The sequence below is a fragment of the Microcoleus sp. S36a_B3 genome, assembly GCF_036700745.1.
Classification (GTDB): Bacteria; Cyanobacteriota; Cyanobacteriia; order Cyanobacteriales; family Microcoleaceae; genus Microcoleus.
Map to the genome: position 1 here is coordinate 106,270 of NZ_JAUBPN010000008.1, position 21,456 is coordinate 127,725.

General features: G+C 43.3%; 19 protein-coding genes and 1 pseudogene. 12 read left to right on the top strand and 8 right to left on the bottom strand.

Going from position 1 to position 21,456, the window contains the following annotated elements:
- Nucleotides 1-25 precede the first annotated feature (25 nt).
- The 5 genes from QUA01_RS11525 to QUA01_RS11545 all read left to right on the top strand — a co-directional run bounded on the left by QUA01_RS11525 (nt 26) and on the right by QUA01_RS11545 (nt 3,532).
- Nucleotides 26-748 carry a hypothetical protein gene (locus tag QUA01_RS11525; RefSeq protein WP_333093495.1) on the top strand — a complete coding sequence of 241 codons (723 nt, stop codon included), beginning with the start codon at nt 26-28 and terminating at the stop codon, nt 746-748.
- Complete coding sequence (locus QUA01_RS11530) at nt 745-951, top strand: hypothetical protein (protein ID WP_333093496.1); 207 nt, start codon at nt 745-747, stop codon at nt 949-951. The genes QUA01_RS11525 and QUA01_RS11530 overlap by 4 nt, the downstream gene beginning before the upstream one ends.
- A complete protein-coding gene (locus tag QUA01_RS11535) occupies nt 948-1,961 on the top strand; it encodes a metal-dependent hydrolase (RefSeq protein WP_333093497.1) in 1,014 nt (337 codons plus the stop codon). Before QUA01_RS11530 ends, QUA01_RS11535 begins: the two co-directional genes overlap by 4 nt.
- Nucleotide 1,962: 1 nt before the next feature.
- The gene (locus QUA01_RS11540) at nt 1,963-2,817 is read left to right on the top strand and encodes a hypothetical protein (protein ID WP_333093498.1); all 855 of its coding nucleotides are present in this window, start codon (nt 1,963-1,965) and stop codon (nt 2,815-2,817) included.
- 151 nt (nt 2,818-2,968) lie between these two features.
- Nucleotides 2,969-3,532 carry a thermonuclease family protein gene (locus QUA01_RS11545; protein ID WP_333093499.1) on the top strand — a complete coding sequence of 188 codons (564 nt, stop codon included), beginning with the start codon at nt 2,969-2,971 and terminating at the stop codon, nt 3,530-3,532.
- Nucleotides 3,533-3,645: 113 nt separating this feature from the next.
- Here the strand turns inward: QUA01_RS11545 and QUA01_RS11550 are convergent, their stop codons facing one another.
- Nucleotides 3,646-3,858 (bottom strand): hypothetical protein, encoded by a 213-nt coding sequence (locus QUA01_RS11550; protein ID WP_333093500.1) that lies wholly within the window; start codon nt 3,856-3,858, stop codon nt 3,646-3,648.
- Nucleotides 3,859-3,979: 121 nt separating this feature from the next.
- Between QUA01_RS11550 and QUA01_RS11555 the strand changes: the two genes are divergently transcribed.
- Nucleotides 3,980-5,932, top strand: a complete 1,953-nt coding sequence (locus tag QUA01_RS11555) for a UvrD-helicase domain-containing protein (RefSeq protein ID WP_333093501.1) — start codon at nt 3,980-3,982, stop codon at nt 5,930-5,932.
- Nucleotides 5,933-6,266: 334 nt separating this feature from the next.
- A complete protein-coding gene (locus QUA01_RS11560; protein ID WP_333093502.1) occupies nt 6,267-7,445 on the top strand; it encodes an ATP-binding protein in 1,179 nt (392 codons plus the stop codon).
- Nucleotides 7,446-7,899: 454 nt separating this feature from the next.
- Here the strand turns inward: QUA01_RS11560 and QUA01_RS11565 are convergent, their stop codons facing one another.
- Complete coding sequence (locus tag QUA01_RS11565; RefSeq protein ID WP_333093503.1) at nt 7,900-8,511, bottom strand: hypothetical protein; 612 nt, start codon at nt 8,509-8,511, stop codon at nt 7,900-7,902.
- 363 nt (nt 8,512-8,874) lie between these two features.
- Here QUA01_RS11565 and QUA01_RS11570 point away from each other — a divergent pair, with 363 nt between their 5' ends.
- The gene (locus QUA01_RS11570) at nt 8,875-9,201 is read left to right on the top strand and encodes a hypothetical protein (RefSeq protein WP_333093504.1); all 327 of its coding nucleotides are present in this window, start codon (nt 8,875-8,877) and stop codon (nt 9,199-9,201) included.
- Nucleotides 9,202-9,656: 455 nt separating this feature from the next.
- Here the strand turns inward: QUA01_RS11570 and QUA01_RS11575 are convergent, their stop codons facing one another.
- Complete coding sequence (locus QUA01_RS11575; RefSeq protein WP_333093505.1) at nt 9,657-10,292, bottom strand: adenylate/guanylate cyclase domain-containing protein; 636 nt, start codon at nt 10,290-10,292, stop codon at nt 9,657-9,659.
- Between the two features lie 135 nt (nt 10,293-10,427).
- Between QUA01_RS11575 and QUA01_RS11580 the strand changes: the two are divergent.
- Nucleotides 10,428-11,609, top strand: a pseudogene (locus QUA01_RS11580) (RNA-guided endonuclease InsQ/TnpB family protein).
- Nucleotides 11,610-11,618: 9 nt separating this feature from the next.
- On the opposite strand, the gene QUA01_RS11585 reads toward QUA01_RS11580, so the two are convergent.
- Nucleotides 11,619-11,861, bottom strand: a complete 243-nt coding sequence (locus QUA01_RS11585; RefSeq protein WP_333092117.1) for a hypothetical protein — start codon at nt 11,859-11,861, stop codon at nt 11,619-11,621.
- Between the two features lie 417 nt (nt 11,862-12,278).
- Here QUA01_RS11585 and QUA01_RS11590 point away from each other — a divergent pair, with 417 nt between their 5' ends.
- Entirely contained in the window at nt 12,279-13,319 is a 1,041-nt protein-coding gene (locus QUA01_RS11590; protein ID WP_333092116.1) for a tetratricopeptide repeat protein, read from the top strand.
- 385 nt (nt 13,320-13,704) lie between these two features.
- Here QUA01_RS11590 and hemL read toward each other — a convergent pair whose 3' ends face one another.
- Nucleotides 13,705-15,006 (bottom strand): glutamate-1-semialdehyde 2,1-aminomutase, encoded by a 1,302-nt coding sequence (gene hemL, locus QUA01_RS11595; protein ID WP_333092115.1) that lies wholly within the window; start codon nt 15,004-15,006, stop codon nt 13,705-13,707.
- A 403-nt stretch (nt 15,007-15,409) separates the two neighbouring features.
- Between hemL and hisIE the strand changes: the two genes are divergently transcribed.
- The gene (gene hisIE, locus QUA01_RS11600) at nt 15,410-16,060 is read left to right on the top strand and encodes a bifunctional phosphoribosyl-AMP cyclohydrolase/phosphoribosyl-ATP diphosphatase HisIE (protein WP_333092113.1); all 651 of its coding nucleotides are present in this window, start codon (nt 15,410-15,412) and stop codon (nt 16,058-16,060) included.
- 94 nt (nt 16,061-16,154) lie between these two features.
- Here hisIE and QUA01_RS11605 read toward each other — a convergent pair whose 3' ends face one another.
- Nucleotides 16,155-18,314 carry an iron uptake porin gene (locus QUA01_RS11605; protein ID WP_333092111.1) on the bottom strand — a complete coding sequence of 720 codons (2,160 nt, stop codon included), beginning with the start codon at nt 18,312-18,314 and terminating at the stop codon, nt 16,155-16,157.
- A 418-nt stretch (nt 18,315-18,732) separates the two neighbouring features.
- Nucleotides 18,733-20,022 carry an MDR family MFS transporter gene (locus QUA01_RS11610; RefSeq protein WP_333092109.1) on the bottom strand — a complete coding sequence of 430 codons (1,290 nt, stop codon included), beginning with the start codon at nt 20,020-20,022 and terminating at the stop codon, nt 18,733-18,735.
- Nucleotides 20,023-20,380: 358 nt separating this feature from the next.
- Between QUA01_RS11610 and QUA01_RS11615 the strand changes: the two genes are divergently transcribed.
- Nucleotides 20,381-20,887 (top strand): hypothetical protein, encoded by a 507-nt coding sequence (locus tag QUA01_RS11615; protein ID WP_333092108.1) that lies wholly within the window; start codon nt 20,381-20,383, stop codon nt 20,885-20,887.
- A 119-nt stretch (nt 20,888-21,006) separates the two neighbouring features.
- On the opposite strand, the gene QUA01_RS11620 is transcribed toward QUA01_RS11615, so the two are convergent.
- Nucleotides 21,007-21,300, bottom strand: coding sequence for a TMEM165/GDT1 family protein (locus tag QUA01_RS11620; protein ID WP_194067192.1), 294 nt, complete (start codon nt 21,298-21,300; stop codon nt 21,007-21,009).
- Nucleotides 21,301-21,456: the final 156 nt, after the last annotated feature.

Sequence of the window (21,456 nt, forward strand, 5' to 3'; positions counted from 1 at the left end):
CGTCACCGGGGAACTGGGTACGGGATTGGAAGATGTAGCGGCAACTGTGGCTTTGGAGTTGAGTGGAGAGTTCTCGGTTGCTGCGGCTACTTACAAGGGAAGCGGCAAGAAATTCTTTCAACAATTGGCAGAACAGTTGGACATTCCTACCGAAGTGGAGGATGACAAAGGCAGAATCAAGCAACTCACCCTAGACCAGCTCAAAGATGAAATCGCGCTCAATATTCCCACTGATGCGTTATTGGTGTTGCCCGAAGCCAAGCGCCTCACCACGGGAATTCGATTCTGGCTTGAGGATTTAATCGAAGCTGGTTGCCGGGTTTGCTGCTTTGCGGTGGCTAACCCCGGTCGCGATATCTTCATCAAGATGATCGAAGTTGAATTAGAATTGCCGAGCGACCGCACCATCAGATCGACAATGCAGCAGGAAGCGGCAAAGTTGGGTTTGAATCTCACAGCAGCTCGGCTTTCCCAACTGCAACCGTTAGCTGGGAGGAATCCGATGCTGGCGCGTAAAGTAGTGCAGCAAGAGAAGTTGGGCATCAATCAAATAGTGGAACACCGCCAGTATTTAGTGATGATGCCCATCCTGCTCGCTGGATTGTTCTCTTTTGCCGTGATTCGCTATGTGGGAATGGGAACGGGTAACAAGAATTGGCAAATCTTTGGTGGCGTTGCTTTAACTGTGGCGATGGCGGCCAAACAATTAGGGCGGGTTGAAGGTGCGAAGAAGAGGCTGGGTCAATGATTCAAGGTATTTCTGCAACAGAAGCGCACAAATTACATCCACAACAGTGGGTAAACATTTACGAGCTTAGTATTGCAGGTGATGCTGAGTTTTATGATTGTTGTCAAGTGTCAGATTTAGATTTAGAAGATGCGTCAGAATACGGTCTAGAGCTAATAGATGAAGCCGGAACAGTTATGTCTATGGGAGAATCTTTGAAATGATGGCATTCACTCATTCCATTGTGTCAGCAGCAGGAGTTTCATTACTCCTAGGTACTGGTAATCCTTTGCAGTTGGCATTAGCGATTGCCGGTAGTCAGTTGCCGGATATTGATACATCTACAAGTACCATCGGACAAATCTTGTTTCCGATCAGCAATTGGATTGAGGATAGATTCCCCCACCGTTCGGTTACTCACTGCTTTTTAGCAACTTGCGCTTTGGCTGTGATATCAATGCCGCTTTACTTTTATGTAGATTGGAGAACGTGGCTTTGTCTGCCCTTGGGACACTTGCTAAGTTGCTTTTCCGATATATTCACCAAACAGGGAGTGCAGTTTTTCTGGCCCCATCCCGCTTGGTGCATATCGGTAAGCAATCCCAACCGACGCTTGCAAACCGGAGGCACGGGTGAATATTGGGTGTTGGCCATTGCAGTAGTGCTGTTGATTCTAGGAATTAAGTTAAGCGGAACGGGTGGCCCAACAGCCTTTGTGGGAAACTCGCTTGGATTGCGCTCGAATGCCACAGAGATTTATCAAACCAATGCCGCATCGAATCACGTTTACGCTCAGGTAAGCGGAACCTTCGCCAGCGATTCTAGTTCAGCGGAAGGTCAGTATTTCATAGCAGCGGGAGAGGGCAGCGAGTTTGTGTTGGTCAATAAACTAGGAATCTTTAAAACCGGAACCAATATCATTACTAGCAGATTGACCGCAAAAGTTGGTAAACCCGCAGCAGCATCAATTCAAACTCTAGAATTCGATGAATCAGAATTTACCATCACCCCCATCCCCAATACTCTCATTTTAGTAACAGGTATGCTAACTGTGGATGAACCAGAGTTAATTAAAATTACCGTTAATCCGAAACAATTAGAGATAGCGAAACTAATCGGTGATAAAATAACTTTGAACTACTGTCCCCTAGAAACAGCTATCAAATTACTGAACGCTCAATACATCACAGGTTCCCTAGAAGCCAAGATATTTAGCCCCAAACCTGATTTGTAATATGAAAGAATATTTAGCAACTGTATTGGGAGCGGGAGTTGTGGGATTCTTGCCCTTTCTCAACCTTAACCCGCAGCCCAATACACCCGCACTCTCACCCGTACCGAGTTTACAAAAACAGCCCGTTATTCAGTTACAGCAATCACCCCAATCAGGAAAAAGACACCGCATTCAAGTGCAGGTCATCTCGCTTAACGATTTAAAGATTGCGGAAGGTTCGGAGGTGGCAGCCAATCAAATCATTAGCGACCGCACCGAAGAACGCGAAAGTTTGGAAGCGCAGCGCAATCAAATCGATATCAGCATCAAACAATTATCCACTCCTACAAGCCAAGTAGCCGAACTACCACCGCCTAATTTTGCAGTGCAGTCAGCAGCCATTGCTCGCATCAAAAGTGAAATTGAATTGATGGATGGCAAACCCCAGCTACCCCCAATTCCCGCACCCTTTTTCAGGTTTAAGGATGAAAAGTTGAGGAAGCTTCTGGAACCAGAGAAGATGAATAAAGTGGCGGAGAGTATCAGAACAGAAACCTCAGAGCGGGCTAGGGTGAGTGAATCGAAAGCCAAATTAGCGCTCGAATTGAATCAGGCGATTGCTGCGTTAGATAAAGCGCAAAGCGACCAGCAGCATCAACAATACCAACATTCACTCAACCTGATTCGTCAACAATCAGAGATGCAGAGGCAACAATATCAGGTAGCTTCCCTGGTAGCTCAGAAGCAGCAAATAGAATCGAAACTACGCGAGATTACTCAGATTAAATCCCCCGTAGCAGGCAAAGTCCGCCGTATCAAAAACCTGGGTCAAAAGGATAGGCAGATTAACTTGGAGGTCGTGATTGATGTTAAATAAAAGCTATCGTAGCTGTAGCATTAATCCACAACAAGTAGGTTCTTTAATTCTATTATGGATTAAATCTACCCGCTACTTTGCAGATTATCCGAAGTGGATAAACCGACAACTAACGTACCTAGCCATAGAAAAAGCGTTGGGAAATAAGTAAATGCAGAAGTTCATCAACACTCTACCTTTGTTCGCCATCGCTGCTTTGATGTGGTTCCATTTCCAACAACCCACCAACGATAAACCAAAACTAGCCAAACGACCCAGCCAAACAGAATCCCTACGCTGCCAAGTGGTTTCCAATTCCATCTACGACGGCGATACCTTTCGAGTTCAATGCGATGGTCGCGAACAAAAGATTCGACTGTGCGGGATAGATGCACCGGAAGTCAAACAACCGCTCGGCATCGAATCGCGAGATTATTTGCGTTCCCTAATCGTTCAAGCCAAAGGTCAGGTCATCGTTATCGAAATGGATCGGGATAGGTACAACCGCACCGTAGCTGAAGTATTGCTAGAGTCACCATCAGGCGAACAATCGGTGCAGGAGGAAATGCTCAAAGCGGGTATGGCTTATCACTACAAGCAGTACAGCGCTAATTGTCACAACCGCGATGTATTCGATATTGCAGAAGGAATCGGAAAGTCGCAGCAGCGGGGAGTGTGGCGGTTTCCCAATGGCGGTGAAAGACCGTGGGATTATCGCAAACAGAATCAGAGTTGATGTACGCCAATGTTGGGTATACACCAAGCCAGTCAGGAGCGATCGCAATAGCAGGGAGTGTGGCAGCTTCCCAATGGTGATGAACGGCTGCGAAATTATCCTCAACCAAAGCGTTAATTGGGGTTGCCAAATTGTTGTTTTGCCCAATCCAACAGTTCGTCGTAGCTCGAATAAGCGCACAGTATCCGTGACTTATCGCCTTTTTTCCTTACCGCAATCACTTTGCCTCTTCTATCTTCATAACCGGGCTTCCCGGTCATATCTTCTAACTCTAGCTCAAAGAAAGCCAGCGCTTGAATGAATTGGGAAATCTTATTTTCTGGCATCAGGTTCTCCTCTTTTGATTATATTGCTTCATTATATCGCTTTACCAATCAGCAAAACGCAAATTATTCCGTTCGATAGTTTATACTGTAAATAGTTTAGAGCCTAATCTTAAGTTTAAATATGCAGCTTTCATCATACCAAGAAAAAATTATTGACTGGGTGAGAAATGGAGTAGGACACGGATGCTGCAATGCAGTTGCCGGAAGTGGGAAAAGTACCACACTGCGACTTGCTGCAAGCGCTCTAAAAGAATCTGGAATAAAACCTTCAGAAATTAAAGTTTGCGTGTTTGGCAAAGCTAACAGCCTTGATTTAATTGCTAAGTTCGGACAAGAGTGGAAAGGGTCGATTTCCACATTACACAGTGCAGGATGGAGTTTAGTTAAAAAGCACTTATCCATTCGTAACAATTACGAGGTAAAACTTTCGGGCAACAAATATAAATCAATCGCGCAAAACCTTGGATTGATAGGCAGTCGCGGTAATCCAAGCAGTGCATTGAGAAGAGAAGATGCGATAGAAAAAGACGACGATTTCGTCAAACTCTTAGATTTAATCAGGTTGACTAATCATCAATCTGGAAGCGATGAAATTAAAGAAATCTGCCAACACTTTGAAATAGCAGACATTTACAAATATTCAGTTGTTGCAAGTGCGATAGAAAAAGTATTGAGGATTGGTGAAACTCAAGCTCAAAAGAAAATTGATTTTGATTTTACCGATCAAATCTGGTTGCCGCTAAAATGGCAGTTGCACAAACAGCGTTCGTTTAAGCCGTACCAATTTGTTTTAGTAGATGAATGTCAAGATTTAAATGCAATTCAATTAGAACTGGCAATTGCACTAGCTGGTCAAGGTCGGGCGTTATTTGTTGGAGATCCAAAACAAGCGATTATGGGTTTTGCCGGTGCAGATTGCAATAGTTATCAGAACATTGTCGATCGAACCGAAGCAATAGAGTTGCCTCTATCAATTTGTTACCGTTGCCCGAAAAGTCATGTTGAATTAGTTCGCAAGAATTTTCCAGAAATTGCGATTGAAGCAAATTCTGTAGCTATACCAGGGCATATCGAATCGATTGCAGAATCAGATTTATGGAGCGAGAAACCTTGCAAACTAACCACTGGTGATATGGTACTCAGCCGTAAAACAGCACCTTTGGTAAAGCTTTGCATTAGATTAATTGTCCGAGGAATTGCTGCGACAGTGAAGGGAAGACAAATCGGGGAATTAATTAAAGGCGACCTCAAGGAAATCGCTAAAATGCCGGGATTTCAGTACAACCAATTCAATGATGCTGTAAATGCTTACAGAGCAGCAAAACAACAGCGGTATGAAGGTTTAGAGAATGAAGAGCAGTTGTGTGAAGCACTTAAGGATAAATTAGAGGCACTTACAGAAATCTATAAATCGCAACCTCAAGCAACCTGCATCGCGCATCTGGAAAACTACATTGACAGTTTGTTTAGCGATGAATCGTCACCAATTACGCTAAGTACCTGTCACCGTGCAAAAGGACTTGAGGGCGATCGCATCTTCATCATTAGCCCTAACGATTTACCTATGGTGTGGCGCAATCAGCAGGGCTGGCAGTTAGAGCAGGAAAATAACTTGCTGTACGTTGCCCTGACTCGCAGCAAATCAGAACTGTATGTAGTAGGTAATGCAAGTTGGTTGAATCCCAAGCCAGAACCAGAACCAGAAACAAAAAAGGAAACTGTAAGCCCTTTACAGCAGCCGAATAATAAGGAGAAGTTGAAGAATTGGGTCGAAGGTTTGCACGAGAAAGTACGCGCTGCTCTTCTCTCTCCAGAATGGCAAAGCAAGAGCGATCGCGCAATTGCCGATTTCTGCGGTGTGAGCACTTCTACTGTAAGCAATCAACGCTTGCACTTACAGGAAGAGGGGCTTTTGCTAGAAATAACCGAGCGAACCGACAAAAGCGGCTGCAAACTCAACATCGGAAACATTCGCACGAGTGCCAACCACAAGGAGAAAATCCTCAAAATTGCTAGTGAGTTGGATGCAGGCGAAATAGAGGAAATTATTAAACTGCTAGAGGCAATGCTCTAAAACGCACTGTTTGCTGCTTGTTTAGGAGAATAATCAGTTTTCACAAATTCTGAAGTTTCAATTTGCTTGTTTGAGAAACTTTTTTCTAGACCGATGGCACTACCTTACTTAGACCCGGTGATTAAGACTCTGCGGATTCTAGGGCTACAGCCGAAATACGTGCAAAATATGACACGACGTAAAGTTTTGTAAATATAAGATAAAATGACTTTTGGAAGCTGTGGTGCGATTGCGATCAGCTAAACACCCTCCCAGCGCCACGGTAACTGTTTAGTTTTCTGAAATAAAAACGGCTATAATAAGGTAGGGTTTTATTTGTACCAACACAAATTTAATGGAATCTGAAAGAAGAGACATACAATTAGCTAATTTAGGCAAAGCGTTTACTCCATCGGCTCCTGTGACAGCTACTGATTTTTTTGTAAGAAGATTAGGAGAAATAGAAGAAATCACAGCAAGCGTTGCAGAACCCGGACAACACGCTGTACTCTATGGAGAAAGAGGAGTAGGAAAAACATCTCTTGCAAATTTTATTGACTCTGCTCTTGGTAACGCATATAATCTTGTAACAGTAAAAATATCTTGCAATCAATCTGATAACACAGGAGAAATTTGGAATAAAATTTTTAAAAAAATTAGCACACAAGTAGACGATTATGAGCCTAATATACATTTATCGGAGACAGACGATATCAACCCTAGTTACATAATAGAAGAACTTGAAGAACTGCACAAGCCCACCCTTATTATAATAGATGAATTTGACAACATTAAAAAAAGCATAACTCAAACTCAAATTGCTGATACCATTAAAGTTTTATCAGATACTATACCTTATATAACAATTCTAATTGTTGGAGTGGCTGACAGTATTAATGATTTGATTGGAAGCCATGCTTCCCTAGAAAGATGCTTAAAACAAATAAAACTAGGCCGTATGTTCCCTCAAGAACTACAGCAAATCATAGAAAAAGGACTGAAAAAATTAGAGTTAAGAATAGATGAAGAAGTTAAAAAAGATATTATTGAATTTTCTCAAGGATTCCCACATTATGTTCATTTACTTGCTAAATTGTCCGCAAAAGTAGCAATAGAAAAATCAACAGAAAATATAACTAGGGAATGCTTTGATATGGCAGTAAACGAAGCCATAAAAAATACTCAAGAAAGTATGCGTAAATCTTACCAAAAAGCAATTACAACCAGTAGAAATCAACACGGATTTAGAAATGTTTTATGGGCTTGTACTTTAGTTGAAGAAGACGAAAATGGAACTTTTAGAGCCAAAGATATACAAGACATTTTACTCAAAATAACTAAGAAAAAAGTTCAGCAACAATCATATACCTATAATTTAGGTATGCTCTGCCAAAACCAAAAAGGAGCTGTTTTAGAAAAAGTAGGGGAATTGTCTAACCAAACCAGATATAGATTTAAAAATCCTTTGCTCAAAGCGTATATTAAGCTAATAATTTATCAACAAAAGAAAGAGACTACTAATTTTTTAACTTAAAAAGGTATTACTACTCTACGATCTTGGATTTTTCTTTTCCCTTGATAGTAACACTCATTCATCAATTAATTAAGTAAAAACGAAACCCGTTTCACTTATAAAAAATAAAAAGACATTGGTTAATGCTGTGTATTTATGTATTTATTCACTAGACAATGGTAACTTGTTCATTAATGCGGCGGACAAACTTGAAGGAAAATCCCTGGCTTTGATGTTCCTTGAAGGGATGCTAAAAGCCACGAGTCGGAGCCTAAAACAAAGCGGGAAGTGTGGCAATTGCTAGGAGCCAGCGTCAAAGCCAGTGATTATCGCAAACAGAAGAAGTGATGTATACAACATTTCCCCATCTCGCCCCTAAAATTCTCAGAACTCCGTCAGGTTAGAGGCATATTTTGAGCCAGAGCTTAAAAGCGCTACGGCTAAGCGGGCATAATTCCTAATTCCCTTTTGTGGTTTACCCTTCAATCACCTCCAAAATCGCTTCGATGTCCGCAAGCGACGCTGTAGATTTTTTGCGCTTGGCTCGGAGCTTGCTAAGAATAGTTACCGCGTCGAGTGTTAATTTCTCAGAAAGTGTTGTGTCCCGAACAGAATTTTGCTTTTTCTCGTAGAGTTCGCGCTCAATTTTTTCTCGCAAGGCGCGCTCGGCCGCAAGCTGCGATTGAATTTCTGCTAATTCCTGATTGAGTTCTGCTCTCTGGGCTTCTAAGTTACCTAACTCATTATGCAACCGTTGGTTATCAGCCCGTACTACTTCTAATCCTGCCATTTCAATAAACAGTAAAAGCTCGCTATTTGGTTGCTTCACCGTGTTCGCATCGTGGGTTTCTATCTCTGCTCCTGCCGTTTCTATAAATGGTTGGATAAGAGGTTGCTCCATTTCCATAAATGGACGGTTCCCGGACGCCAGTGCTTCTAGGTAATCGTTTCTGCTCATCCCTGCTTTGTCTGCTACAGTCGCCAACCATTGCCACGCAGTGTCGGTCAAGTTGACTGACCGTATCTTGCGAGGGACTTCTGACTTAGGGGCGAATTTACCTGACGTGTTACGTGCCTTGTTACTCATTACCATTTCCATAAATGGTTGCTCTCTCTATCCAACCATTTCTATAAACGGCTGTCAAGGTTTTTGTCAACCATTTCTATAAATGGCTGGTTAGGGTGGCAGCTATTTTTCCGAGGGTCTGAAACCGATTTTCTTCATCTCAGCAAAAATTTAGCAGCCCGTCGAAAAAATCCCGCTAGAAGTTTAGGAGGGGATATCCAAATTTTCACAGTCACTCCAAAAGCTTGTTCTAGGCGGGGATACCGAAATTTCCCCACCTAGAGCTTGTAACCGTTACAGAATAGATAGTGTGGTATGTAAACATTTTATGTGTTATGTTAAAAAATAGCTTACAAAACTATTACAATCAAACGAGGTAACAAAATGTTTTATAAATCTCTACCTCTAGCATCTGTTCAAACTATGTATACTACAAATAAACCTTTACACGTCTTATATACTCTTTACGACTTAACAAAAGAAGGTAGACATAATATCAGTAATTCAGACATTACAAAGTCCACAGACATTCAAGGTAAGGACTTATACGATGCTTTAAAGATTTTACTAGAGCAAGATTTGATTAGAGAAGTATTTTCTATCAATGGTATACTTGAAAAGAGTGGATACACTGCTGTTTCAATTACAGATAAAGGGTTACTTAATGTAGAAGATGAAATAAAATTAAGTGAGGAACTTTCGCTCTTGTAGAAAAAAAGTATTTAAGAAGTTATAAAATTATTAGACCCGCTACAACTTAACCGTGGCGGGCTTTATGTTTTTATTCTTTGGTTCCAAATTCCATATTTCCCCGCCTAGGACTTGTAACCCTTGCTGCTACGTCAGAAGAGAGAATATTTTTGATTTTTATCTGCCTCTCTAGTTTTTAGAAGTGGGGTGCCATTTTTAGGCAACGGTGGATCAAACATCTTGGCAACCAAAGCAGCCCCAAAAATCTAGCTTTGAGACAGAAGCCAGACAGTTTGCCCCTGTCTCAAAACTCCGAAGTGTGACAAATTTTGCACACTTTTGCAATCGGCTGGGGATGCAGGGTGAGGTTAGGTATCTAAAACTTTCGTTATCCCGCACGACATGGCACAGATTCCAGAGTTTTTGGACAATATCAGTTGTTGGAATCATAAAGCAAGATTTTGGCTCGACAAAAATTAAGCATTCAATCCAATCAACTCATAAACCTTGAATGGGTTTCCTTCAGGTTTCAGTTGGGTCGAGTCTCTTTCTCTCACTTGAACGCACTCCACACAACTTTCATACGTCTTTTGACCAATCAAAATATCGCAGGCATATTGCTGCGTTTGTTGACTCAGGTGATTCGCCACATTGACCCCATGCCCCACGACAGTGAACTCCATTCGTCGAGGGGAACCAACATTACCGCAGAAAACACGAGCTGTATTGATGCCGATTCCTATCCTCAGCGGATGTTGCTCTTCTGGGAACCAGGAACTGTTGATTTCTGGTAGTCGCTCTCGCATTGCCAATGCCGCTTTAATTGCCATCAGCGCATGGTTTTCTAAGGGCAGTGGTGAATTAAAAACTACCATAATCGTTGAGCCAATGTATTTATCTACTGTGCCTTGATGTTCAAAAACAGTCTCCACCATCACTTCAAAATAGTGGTGGAACAGCTCGACGCGAGTTTCTACTTCCATTTGCACAGTTAAGCGCTCAGCTCCGTAAAGATTTGCAAACAAAATAGAAACTTCTTTCTCTCCATCATTGGGGAGAAAGCTTTTCAGTTTTTCCAGTAATTCATCAAACTCATCAGATTTATTCGGCATATTAACCAAGGGTACGTTTTATCAAAGAAATGGGTTTAAAACCCCGTCGTTCTAGGACGGCTTTAATTCCTTCTGAATTTTCCCGACCGTGTTAAAATAGTATGGCATACTAAAGTAGTAAAACAGCTAAAAATAATGAAAGCAAGGTTCCAATACAGATTCTATCCAACCGATAGACAACGCCATAGTTTGGCTCAGTTGTTTGGTTGTGTAAGAGTTGTTTGGAACGATGCTTTGGCTGTTAGCAGATGTGGCAAATATCCTGGGTACAACACTCTATCCAAGTCTCTAACTATATCTAAAAAGACAGAAGAAAGAGCATGGTTGAACGATGTTTCGTCCGTGCCGCTGCAACAATCCCTCAAACAGTTAGAGGTTGCTTACAAAAACTATTTTGATTTCCTAAAAGGGAAGAGAAAAGGCAAGAAAGTGGGTCAACCCAAATTCAAAAAAAAGACTAACAGTCAGTCTGCAACTTTTGCTAAAACAGGTTTCTCTATCAAAGATGAGTCCGTGTACTTAGCAAAGATTGGAAATGTTAGCCCTATTTGGTCTAGGGAGTTACCATCAGAGCCTAGCTCTGTAACTGTACTAAATGACTGTGCTAATCGCTATTTCTTGAGCTTTGTAGTAGAAGTTAAGCCCGTTCAAATTGATGCTAAAAACCCAAGTGTCGGAATTGATTTAGGGATTAAAACTTTTGCTGTGATGAGTAATGGGGAGAAAGCTAAAAGTCCAGACTATAAAGTGTTAGATCGGAAAATTCGTAAACTCCAAAAAAAGCTAGCTCGGTAATCTAAAGACTCGAAACGCAGAAATAGAACTCGGATTCAGATAGCCAAACTGCACAATCAAATTGCAGACACCCGTAAAGATTTCTTGTACAAGCTGTCAACCCAAATTATTAGTGAAAACCAAACTATCGTTTTGGAAGACTTAAATGTGTCTGGAATGGTCAAAAACCGCAAACTTGCTAGAGCTATTAGTCTTCAAGGATGGAGAGAATTCCGAACTTTGTGCGAGGCAAAGTCTGAGAAGTTTGGTCGAGACTTTAGAGTAATTAGTCGCTGGGAGCCTACCAGTCAAATTTGCTCAGATTGCGGCTTTAAGTGGGGAAGACTGGATTTAAAAATCAGAGCGGTTCAGTGTTTGAATTGTGGCACTGAACACGAGCGCGATGAGAACGCTGCAAAAAATATAAACAAAGTCGGGATAGGGCATTGCCACGACTATAAACGGGCGCAGAGACAGAGTAAGACTATTTCGGTAGCATCAGTCAGTGAAGCGTCAAGAATCACCGCCCTAAAAGTGCGGTGAGTATGTCAACTAATTAGCCAGCAAAATTTTGTCAATATCTGCTGCGAGAAATACTGAGTTGAAATTGCTAAACAGGATATAAATTTTACTCAAGAGAAATGCGTGCAACAATTTATACCGAGGGGGCGCGTCAAGCTTAATTTTGCTACCCGTGCCGATCGCACCTACATAGAGACACACAGAGCGCCAGCGCCAACTAAAATGTTGAGCGAAAGTCGTAGCGTAGCGGGGCGTAAGCCATCGGGTAAACAATCGAACTCATAAATTAAATCCACCCGAGGATAATGCTCTTTCAACATGATTTAACTGCTGTTAAGATCGACCTAAATCCTGTTTTGGGTAGATTTCCTGGAATAACTCAAGAGTTACTCTGGGTGTAAATGGATGCTGTTTCAACAGATTAACGTCTGTCGAACTCAACACAGAGTACAAAGGAATCTCTCCCCAGAATCAAGCAATCCTGAAAGTTAACCCCACCCCATAACCGACACCGTGCCGCCGACATTATAAATGTGAAGTTCCCAACACTTTAGACGCTTGTTCAAACTCCGGTGATTCACCCAGCAGCAAGTCAATCTAAAATCTAAAACTTGTTCAGAGCGAAGCCGAAGTATCTAAAACTTGTTCAGAGCGAAGCCGAAGTATCTAAAATCTAAAATCAACTCACCTATGAACCTCAAACAATTTTACAAGCGCGGTTTACATAGCGCCAAGAAAGGAAACTACGAAGCGGCGATCGAAGACTTCGATCAGATACTGCAGGAAAATCCCGCTGATGCCAAAGCATATAACAATCGCGGCTTAGTCTACTATTACATGAAAGATTACCAAAGGGCGATCGCAGACCTCAGCCAAGCACTAGATATCAATCCTAATTTGTTCGAGGCCTATCTGAATCGAGGCAATGCTTGGCGGCATCTCGGAGAAAACGACAAAGCCATTGAGGATCTCAACTGCGCTTTAGCAAACAAACCTGACAGTCACGCTATTTACAACAACCGGGGACTCGTACTTGCTAATTTAGGACATTACGAAGAAGCAATAGAAGACTACAATCAAGCTCTCTCTATCAATTCCCACAATTATAAAACCTATTACAACCGGGGGCGGGCTTACTACCTTTTGGGAGAAAAAGAGGCAGCAATAGAGAACTTTAACGAAACGCTGCGGTTGAATCCTAGATATATCAAAGCTTACATCAATCGCGGCCTCTGTTACCACCAACTAAAAGACAATACGCAGGCGATCGCCGATTACAACACTGCACTAGGAATCGATCCCAAAAATATTTATGCGTATTACAACAGAGGATGCGTGCGCTATAAATTAAAACAAATGCAGCTAGCAATAGAAGACTTTGACAAAGCAGTGGAACTAGATCCAAATTATGTCAAAGCTTATCTCAACCGAGGTTTAGCGCTGTACAAACTCGGAGAGATCGCAGCAGCCAACAAGGATTTTTACCACGTCATGTGCATTAATGCCGAAGCTTATTTATACTACCAAGCCCAGCGCTGCACGCCGGACATTAATTCCTACTTCAAGGAAGCGCCGCAGATGGAACAGAATAATGCTGTGGAATATTACAACACAACATTAAATACAATGTCAACTTCTCTAAGTTCGGCAGCATTAAACTCGATTTGGAATCAAGAAGATTTGGAAAGCAGAGACTCGATTATCTGTGAAGGTGAATTTTTAAACGAGTGAAGTAGTCAGTAGTCAGTAGTCAGTAGTCAGTAGTCATTAGTCATTAGTCATACTAAATCTGGGTTTTGGATACCCTTTATGAACCAGTCGGCGCAGGCCGACTTTGTTTGACTTTCTGGCGGTTTCAACCGCCGAATCATATCAAATCCGGTAGCATCGGAATTATAAAATCGAGTCCGATCAAATCCGCGCTTCATAGTTCTGTATTCATCTCTCTCTTGTCTTCCTCTGTGTTCTCTGCGCCCTAGCGCCGGTTAAATCACCTGACGATGTTACCGGAAACGATATCATCTGTTAAAAATTAAAGTCCTTGCAGTTTTTTGCAGCAAGGACTTTAATCCTTCATCCCTGAGTTTTAAGGACTTGCATTCGCAACCATCGCACTTTAAATACTAGCCATCACTTCGCGCGCGGCCGCCAAAGTGCGATCGACATCCTCATCAGTATGAGCCAAAGAAGTAAATCCAGCCTCAAACTGCGAAGGAGCCAGATAAATACCGTGCTCCAACATTCCGCGATGAAAGCGGCCAAACTTTGCTACATCAGACTTCTTAGCATCATCGTAATTGTGAACCGGGCCCGCCGCAAAAAACAAGCCAAACATCCCGCTAATTTGCCCGCCACAAACCGCGTGTCCCGCTTCCTTAGCAATTTTCAGCAATCCGTCAGACAGTTTTTTCGTAATTCTATCCAACTGTTCGTAAGTGCCAGGTTTTTGCAGCAATTCCAAAGTTTTAATCCCAGCAGTCATCGCCAAAGGATTTCCCGAAAGCGTACCAGCTTGATACACCGGGCCCGCTGGAGCCACCATTCCCATAATATCGCGGCGTCCGCCGTAAGCTCCCACCGGCAAACCGCCGCCGATAACTTTACCCAAAGTTGTCAAATCTGGGGTGACACCGAATTTTTGCTGAGCTCCGCCGTAGGCGATGCGGAAACCGGTCATTACTTCATCAAAAACTAACAAAGCACCGTTATCTTTGGTAATTTCCCGCAAACCTTCGAGGAAACCCGCATCCGGTACAATAAATCCGGCATTTCCTACAACTGGTTCGAGAATTACGCCTGCGATTTCGCCCGGATATTCGGCAAATAAAGCTTTGACTGCTTCTAAGTCATTGTACGGAGCGTTGAGGGTGTTGGCGGTAGTGGATTTTGGCACTCCCGGAGAGTCGGGAAGGCCGAGAGTTGCGACACCGGAACCGGCTTTTACCAAAAACATATCGGCGTGCCCGTGATAGCAGCCTTCAAATTTAATCAATTTATCGCGTCCGGTGAAGGCTCGCATCAGCCGCAAAACGGCCATGCAGGCTTCGGTGCCGGAATTGACAAATCGCACCATTTCTATGCTGGGAACGGCATCGATGACCATTTCGGCGAGCACGTTTTCCAGCAGCGAGGGTGCTCCGAAACTTGTGCCTTTTTCTAGAGATTCGTGAAGGGCTTTGATGACTTCTGGGTGGGCGTGGCCGCAGATGGCTGGGCCCCAAGTGCCTACGTAGTCAATGTATTGGTTGCTGTCAACATCCCAAATGTAGGCTCCTTTTACCCTGTCAAAGACTATTGGCCCTCCGCCTACGGATTTGAAGGCGCGCACGGGGGAACTGACGCCACCGGGCATCAACTTCTGGGCGGCGGCAAAGATTTCTTCTGATTTGGTGGTTTTCAAGTGTGTTGTGGAAACCAATGTTTTCTCCTTAGTGAAGGTCTGTTGTTGGTAGGATACTTTTATAGCGACTTCAGGATAATGGTTAGGTCGATTTAAAGAAACTATGTTAATTGATTTTAGGATACAAACCAATCCGTAGCAATACTAGGTTGGGTTTTTCAGGCTTTGTACTGCTGGCACCGATCGCACTCAATTGTAATTTTTTGTAAAATTGTTGTTGACAATTTGTCCCTAACTTGCTATGTTGCCACAGGTGTCGATCGCCAAAAAGCTGTGTCTTCAGTAACTCGCTTCTGGCTTAAAGATTAGCTATCTCTTCTTTTCTTTTGTTTCTCTGTCTCAAGAGCGTCCTCTGCGGTTAATGAAAAGAATTGTCGGACAAAAAAGCGTAAATCTCTACTATCAAAGTTGAAATAAAATTATGTCTGCTACGGATTTGTCTAGTTTAAGCCGATCGATTCCCATTGAAAAGATTCGTTACGACGATCGCGGTTTAGTGCCGGCGATCGTCCAAGATTACTTAGACGGCACTGTATTGATGATGGCGTGGATGAATCGCGAGTCGCTGCAAAAAACCCTCGCAACCGGTCAAACTTGGTTCTGGAGTCGTTCTCGCGCCGAATTGTGGCCCAAAGGCGCGACGTCGGGACACTTTCAAAATGTCAAAGGGCTGCGTTACGACTGCGATAGCGATGCTTTGCTAGTGACAGTGGAACAAGTCGGAGATATTGCTTGTCACACGGGAGAAAGAAGTTGTTTTCACCAAGTTGATGGGGAAATTGTACCGCCGCCTGGAGATATGTTATCTCAATTATTTGCCGTAATTTGCGATCGGCGAGACAATCCTAACGAAACATCTTACACTTGCAAGTTGTTTGCGGGCGGCGACAACAAGATTCTCAAGAAAATTGGCGAAGAGTCGGCGGAAGTTGTGATGGCTTGCAAAGATGACGACAAAGACGGGATCGCTGGGGAAGTTGCGGATTTATTTTATCACGCTTTGGTTGCTTTGGCTCACCATCAAGTTGATTTGAGAGAAGTATATCGCAAATTGGGCGATCGCAGAAAATAATCATTTGTAGTAAGGACTTTAATCCTTAAGTTGCCTAAATTTATGACAAAAAATTAAAGTCCTTACTACAAACAGATAATAGTGTCGCCACTTTTTAGAAAGTAAAAGTAGTGCGAAGAACGCCCACCCCTACAGTGTCATTATCCTTAGTACCTTCAGGATTGAACAACACAAAAGCCCCCGGTGTAATGCTGATATTATCGTTAACTTTGAAACGATAATAAGCCTCTAAATGGTAAGGAGTTGCTTTGTTGGCTTGAAAACGAGCACCGCCGCTTACCGAATCGCGATCCAAAGGCTGTCCAAACAGAATACCTGCATTATTTCCTGATTTGAACAAATCTCGGAAATGTAAACCAACCATCCAACTGTTGAAAGTTGTAGAAGCATTGCTTCTTTCAGCATCAGCAATTATCCAAGCTCCATAGGTAGAAACAGCAAGTTTCGGAGAAAGCCGCCAGGTTGCAGTACCGCCAAACGAATTCATCCTCACGCCACCGTTAACAGGTTCTCTATCTCTTCCCAAAATAGAACCCAAATCCGCATCAGATAATCCTGTAGCCAGAATATTCAATTGGTGGCGGCTGTAAGCGTAATTCAAACCAATGTCAATACTGCTAGTTGGTTTAATCGTTAACTGCCCCGCAGCAATCGTACTGCCCTCAAATAAACCAGCCCCCAACGGAGTAGCTGGAAAACCTAAATCGTTAGGCAAAGCAGCATTTACACTGCCGTACAAAGCTGTGAGATTGAGCTTTTTAGAAATGTTCCAAATAAACCCGCCAGCCGATGCCAAACCGCTGCCAGAAGTGCCGCCCGATACGCGCACTACAGGGTTGTAACCTCCAAATCTAGAAATAGATTCTTGCCCTTCTCCTGCAAAAGGAGTGATTGCTTGAAAAGCATCGGAAGTTTCCGCCTTCGGGCCAGCAAATAAAGTAATGCTGTTAGAAACTGGGAAGACGTAAAGCAGTTTGTAAAGTTCAACTGTGTTAGCACCGCTGCTAGATAAATTTTGAGGGTTTATTCCGGGAAATTGCGGCTCAAAACTCAGCCTTGCCTGACTGTCAGATAAACCGCTAAATGCTCCCGTTGACAAACCCAAATCTGGCCCGAAGCTGCGAATGTTGTAAGCTTGCAAGCCTGTGATTAATGTGTCTTTGCCGGTGAAACTGGTAAGGAGATTCAGCCGCACTCGGTAATTGAAGACTGTCTGAGTATCCCTGTTATTGTTTTTGGTAGTGTCGGCAACACTAAAAATGGCTTCGCCGCTGAGTTTAGTTGTTGTCGAAAATTGATTTGCTTCTAATTCGGCGGTGCGGGATTCTAAAGCATCGACTCTACCGCGCAAAGTTGCCAATTCTGCTGCAAATTCTTCTTGCAATCTTTGCAATGTAGTTAAGTCTTCTTTGGTTGCTAAATTTCCCGTACCTGCTTTAATTAGCTCTGTTACCTTATCTAAGCAAGCATTTAAACCGGCGGCGAATTCGTAGCGAGTCATTGCCCGATTGCCTCGGAATGTGCCGTCTGGATATCCCGCTATGCAGCCGTATCTTTCTACGAGAGATTGTAAGGCTTGAAATGCCCAATCTGTCGGGCGCACGTCGGAGAGTTGTGAGACAGATGTTACTTGTTCGAGTTCGGTAGATTCGGGAGTTTGGCTGTTGGTTGGTGTGGGCTCTAAGGAAGCGCTGTTTTCGATTTCAGCTAACTTTTCGGCAGTAGGTGTTTGTGTTTGAGCAATGACTGGTGCCGGGTTTTGGGCGGGAATTGCAGATGTTGTTTCTGCGCTTTCGGCTGGTGTCTGCGGGTTTTGGGCGGGAATCGCCGATGTGGTTTCTGTGATTTCGGCTGGTGTCTGCGGGTTTTGGGCGGGAATCGCAGATGTTGTGTCTGCGATTTCGGCTGGGGCTTGGTTGGCTGGTTTTTCGGCTGAGTTTAATGAGTTTTTTGGGTGATTTTCTGCGGTTAATGCTGCAGTTTCGGGCTGATTGAGGTTGGCGACGCGATGGACTGTTGAGGTGGTACTGTCAACTGGTGGCTCCTCGATTTGTTTGAATTCTGATGTTTGAGGGATTTTGAGCGGATTTTCAACAGTTGTATTCAGGCTAATTTTATCATCTGACTCTTTGAAGTCTTGAGTGCTTAATGTTTCTCGATCTGCAATCGGTGGCATGGCTGCCAATGGTAAAGAAGCAACAAGTAGATATAGTAAACCTACTCCGCCGGCACTAAATAGTAAATGTGTTTTCATTGCGACTCCTCACCAATAAATTCTAAAATTGCTAGTAGCTTTCTAGCGATTGTAAATCTATTCGGCAGCCAAAATCACAAGTTTTAAATTCATAACTTTTAGATTTTTTATATCTTTAATAAGCTCTGTAAGAGTTTACGCAAAAATGGTGTCGCTGTGTTCTTGGTAGGGATAAGATACGCCGAAGTATCATAAAGATAGAGTGTGTGCGGAGGGGACTGTGTATAAAATAATTGCTTTAGTTCGCGGAGGCACGGGCGACGAGCGCTCTACCGGGTTTTTCGGCACAATATTTGCTTAAAACTTTCTATTTCGGTTCCAAAATCCGGTTTCTTGGTTCGGGTGTGTATGCCAAAAATGCCGATCGGAGTTTGAGGGCGATCGGCATTTTTGGCAATTTATTTGTCTAGTTGATATATCACAAAAGTTGTTTTTTTGCAATGATTTTTTCTTTCAACATGGGATCGAGCTTTCGCAAAATCGCGATCGCCAATATCACGCTAACAGCCAAACCCAACCAAAAATTATCCGCCCCCCATTTACCCTGATCCAAGGCGAAACCGCCCAGCGGCGGCCCGATTAAATAGCCGATCGCCCAACACTGAGAATTAAGCGCCAAATACACGCCTCGCAAAGACTCCGGCGCTAAATCTACCACCAAAGCCGAAGCAAAAGGCGTATAAGCAACTGTCGCTAAGGATAAAAAGCTCAAGCCTAAAACAGCTAAAAATAGATTGCCAGTTGCTGCCATTCCCGTCAAGCCGATCGCGATAAATCCCATTCCCCACAGCAGCGCCGAAATCATCAAAGCTTTTGGATGGGAAAACCGCCTCAAAGCTTTCACAACCGGCAGTTGCAAAGCTACCGTTAAAAATGTACTAAAAGCAAACAAAACGGTAATTGTACCTGTAGAAAAGCCTGTTCCCGATGTCCCCACCTGCACAAACTTGCTAAAATACAGCGGCATTGTGGTTTGAATTTGGGAAATGTAGAGAGTGAACAAAATATTTACCGAGGCATATACTAGCAAAGTGCGATCGTTCAACGCCACCATCCAGCCATTTTTGAGATTTTTTGGGCTGGCATCTGTTGTTGCAGTAGAAGGTTTATAGGTTTCTGAAATCGCGATCGCCACCACCGCAAACAGCACTATAAACGAGATACCGTCGATAATAAAGAGCGATCGATAATTCCCCGTTACCGCAATCAAAACACCGCCAAAAATAATCCCAACTTGCAAACCCAAATTATCAGCAAGCCGCGTCAAAGCAAAAGCCTCCTGTCGCCGATCGCCCTCCGTTAAATCCGCCACCATTGTCTCCGTTGGAGGCCAATACAAACCCACGCCAAAACCCATCAGTACATTTCCTGCAACTAAGCCGGCGAAATTATTAGTTGCCGCCAGTACAAAAGAAGCGACAGCCGCAATCATTGTCGCCAGCAATAAAGTTCGCCGCCTTCCCCAAAATTTAGAATCGCAAAAAGAACCGCCCAAAACGCGGCCGAATATTCCCGCAATTGAACCGATACCCAAACCGATACCAACAGCAGTTGCAGATAAACCGACGCGATCGACAAAAAAGATCGGCGCGTAAAATAAAGTAAAACCGGTGCCGCTTTGCGAGAGGAATCTGCCTGCGGCGAGAATCCAGACTTGAGTGGGGAGACGGGGAAGCCAAGATGATAGTTGAAATTTCAATTTAGGCATATACAGCAGATTGTAGGTCGATGGAGTTAGCAATTAGTGGTAAATTAATAGGGTGTCTCAGCTTGTAGCGGTCAATATATCGATCGAACAATCCGCCGCTGACGCACCACCCTACAACCGACTAAATTAGTAGCGTGCGTCAGCTTTTAGCCGTTAATTATCTATAAAACAATCCGCTGCGGTTGCGCCTAAAATTACAAATGTTCGATCGCGCGATCGAACATTTTTACGCCAGCTTAACAATTCTTCTAAGTCAGTTAAAAAAGTTACCATTCATTTAAAAATACTTAACACAATTTTCTAGAAAAGTTAGTTAAACTCTAGAAAAGGCAGAAAAAAATTTTAGATGGTCAATTATATGACAGCTATTACAACATCAAGAGTGGAATCAATCAAACCGCGCTGGCAAGCAATTGTCATGGTAGCCCTAATTTTCTGGCTCAGCGCTAGCCTGATTATGGATTTAGTAATTATGCCCAGCCTGTTTGTATCGGGAATGATGACATCTCCTGAGTTTGCAACAGCCGGAAATATGATGTTCTGGGGATTCAACCGCGTTGAGTTGATCTGTTCGGGCTTGGTAGCAACGGGTTTGATGGTTTTGAGCAATTTATTCGGTGACTTCGGCAAGCGCAGTCGCACAGCAATCATATTATCATTGGTACTTCTGGCGATCGCCCTGATTGACACCTACAGCCTCACACCTCAAATGAGCGCCTTGGGAATGCAGCTAAATCTGTTCGATTCAGCAGCAGAAGTCCCCGCCGGGATGAATTTACTGCACCAAGGATATTTTGTCTTGGAAGCTGTAAAGTTGACCCTCGGCGCTACCTTGGTGGGCTGGTGCTACCAAAACCAAGTTTAACCGACACAATCATCTGAGGTTGAGTTGATAAAAAAACTCAAAAATTAGCGGCGGGCGTGAATTCACACCCGCCGTTAATTTTTGGAAATTTTAGCCATCTTTATATATTTCAGTCAATCCTACTCGGAAGCTTCCGCCTCATCAGATTTTGGCCACAGCAACCGCAAGCCCATCACCGCAAATCCGATCGCCGCGATCGTCTTTACCAATTGTTCCGGTAACACCTCCGCCGTACCTTGTCCAACCAAAACACCGATTAAACTAGCCAGCAACAGCGCCGACGCAGTGCCGAAAAATACAGCCCTGGGCGAGTTAGAACTGCTACCAAGGGCGATCGTAGCTAATTGACTTTTGTCACCCAATTCTGACAAAAACACCGTCATAAAAGTTATTCCTAAAAGTTGCCAATCCATGTTTATTTTTTAGTTATGAATTTGTAGGGCGCACAACGCGCACCGATTGAATTTGTAGACTTACCCACAGGCTCCCAGAAACCAGGTTTCTCTCCAAAATCTTCGGTTTCACCCAAAGATGCAGCCAGAAACCAGGTTTCTTGCAACTTATCCCCA

Bases quoted from the DNA above. Each gene is read 5' to 3' on its own strand.
- QUA01_RS11605 (WP_333092111.1), bottom strand. From the start codon at position 18,314: ATGAAAACACATTTACTATTTAGTGCCGGCGGAGTAGGTTTACTATAT.
- QUA01_RS11550 (WP_333093500.1), bottom strand. From the start codon at position 3,858: ATGCCAGAAAATAAGATTTCCCAATTCATTCAAGCGCTGGCTTTCTTT.
- hisIE (WP_333092113.1), top strand. From the start codon at position 15,410: ATGTCTGCTACGGATTTGTCTAGTTTAAGCCGATCGATTCCCATTGAA.
- QUA01_RS11615 (WP_333092108.1), top strand. From the start codon at position 20,381: ATGACAGCTATTACAACATCAAGAGTGGAATCAATCAAACCGCGCTGG.
- QUA01_RS11590 (WP_333092116.1), top strand. From the start codon at position 12,279: ATGAACCTCAAACAATTTTACAAGCGCGGTTTACATAGCGCCAAGAAA.
- QUA01_RS11570 (WP_333093504.1), top strand. From the start codon at position 8,875: ATGTTTTATAAATCTCTACCTCTAGCATCTGTTCAAACTATGTATACT.
- QUA01_RS11530 (WP_333093496.1), top strand. From the start codon at position 745: ATGATTCAAGGTATTTCTGCAACAGAAGCGCACAAATTACATCCACAA.
- QUA01_RS11610 (WP_333092109.1), bottom strand. From the start codon at position 20,022: ATGCCTAAATTGAAATTTCAACTATCATCTTGGCTTCCCCGTCTCCCC.
- QUA01_RS11575 (WP_333093505.1), bottom strand. From the start codon at position 10,292: ATGCCGAATAAATCTGATGAGTTTGATGAATTACTGGAAAAACTGAAA.
- QUA01_RS11620 (WP_194067192.1), bottom strand. From the start codon at position 21,300: ATGGATTGGCAACTTTTAGGAATAACTTTTATGACGGTGTTTTTGTCA.
- QUA01_RS11545 (WP_333093499.1), top strand. From the start codon at position 2,969: ATGCAGAAGTTCATCAACACTCTACCTTTGTTCGCCATCGCTGCTTTG.
- QUA01_RS11535 (WP_333093497.1), top strand. From the start codon at position 948: ATGATGGCATTCACTCATTCCATTGTGTCAGCAGCAGGAGTTTCATTA.
- QUA01_RS11560 (WP_333093502.1), top strand. From the start codon at position 6,267: ATGGAATCTGAAAGAAGAGACATACAATTAGCTAATTTAGGCAAAGCG.
- QUA01_RS11540 (WP_333093498.1), top strand. From the start codon at position 1,963: ATGAAAGAATATTTAGCAACTGTATTGGGAGCGGGAGTTGTGGGATTC.
- QUA01_RS11565 (WP_333093503.1), bottom strand. From the start codon at position 8,511: ATGAGTAACAAGGCACGTAACACGTCAGGTAAATTCGCCCCTAAGTCA.
- QUA01_RS11555 (WP_333093501.1), top strand. From the start codon at position 3,980: ATGCAGCTTTCATCATACCAAGAAAAAATTATTGACTGGGTGAGAAAT.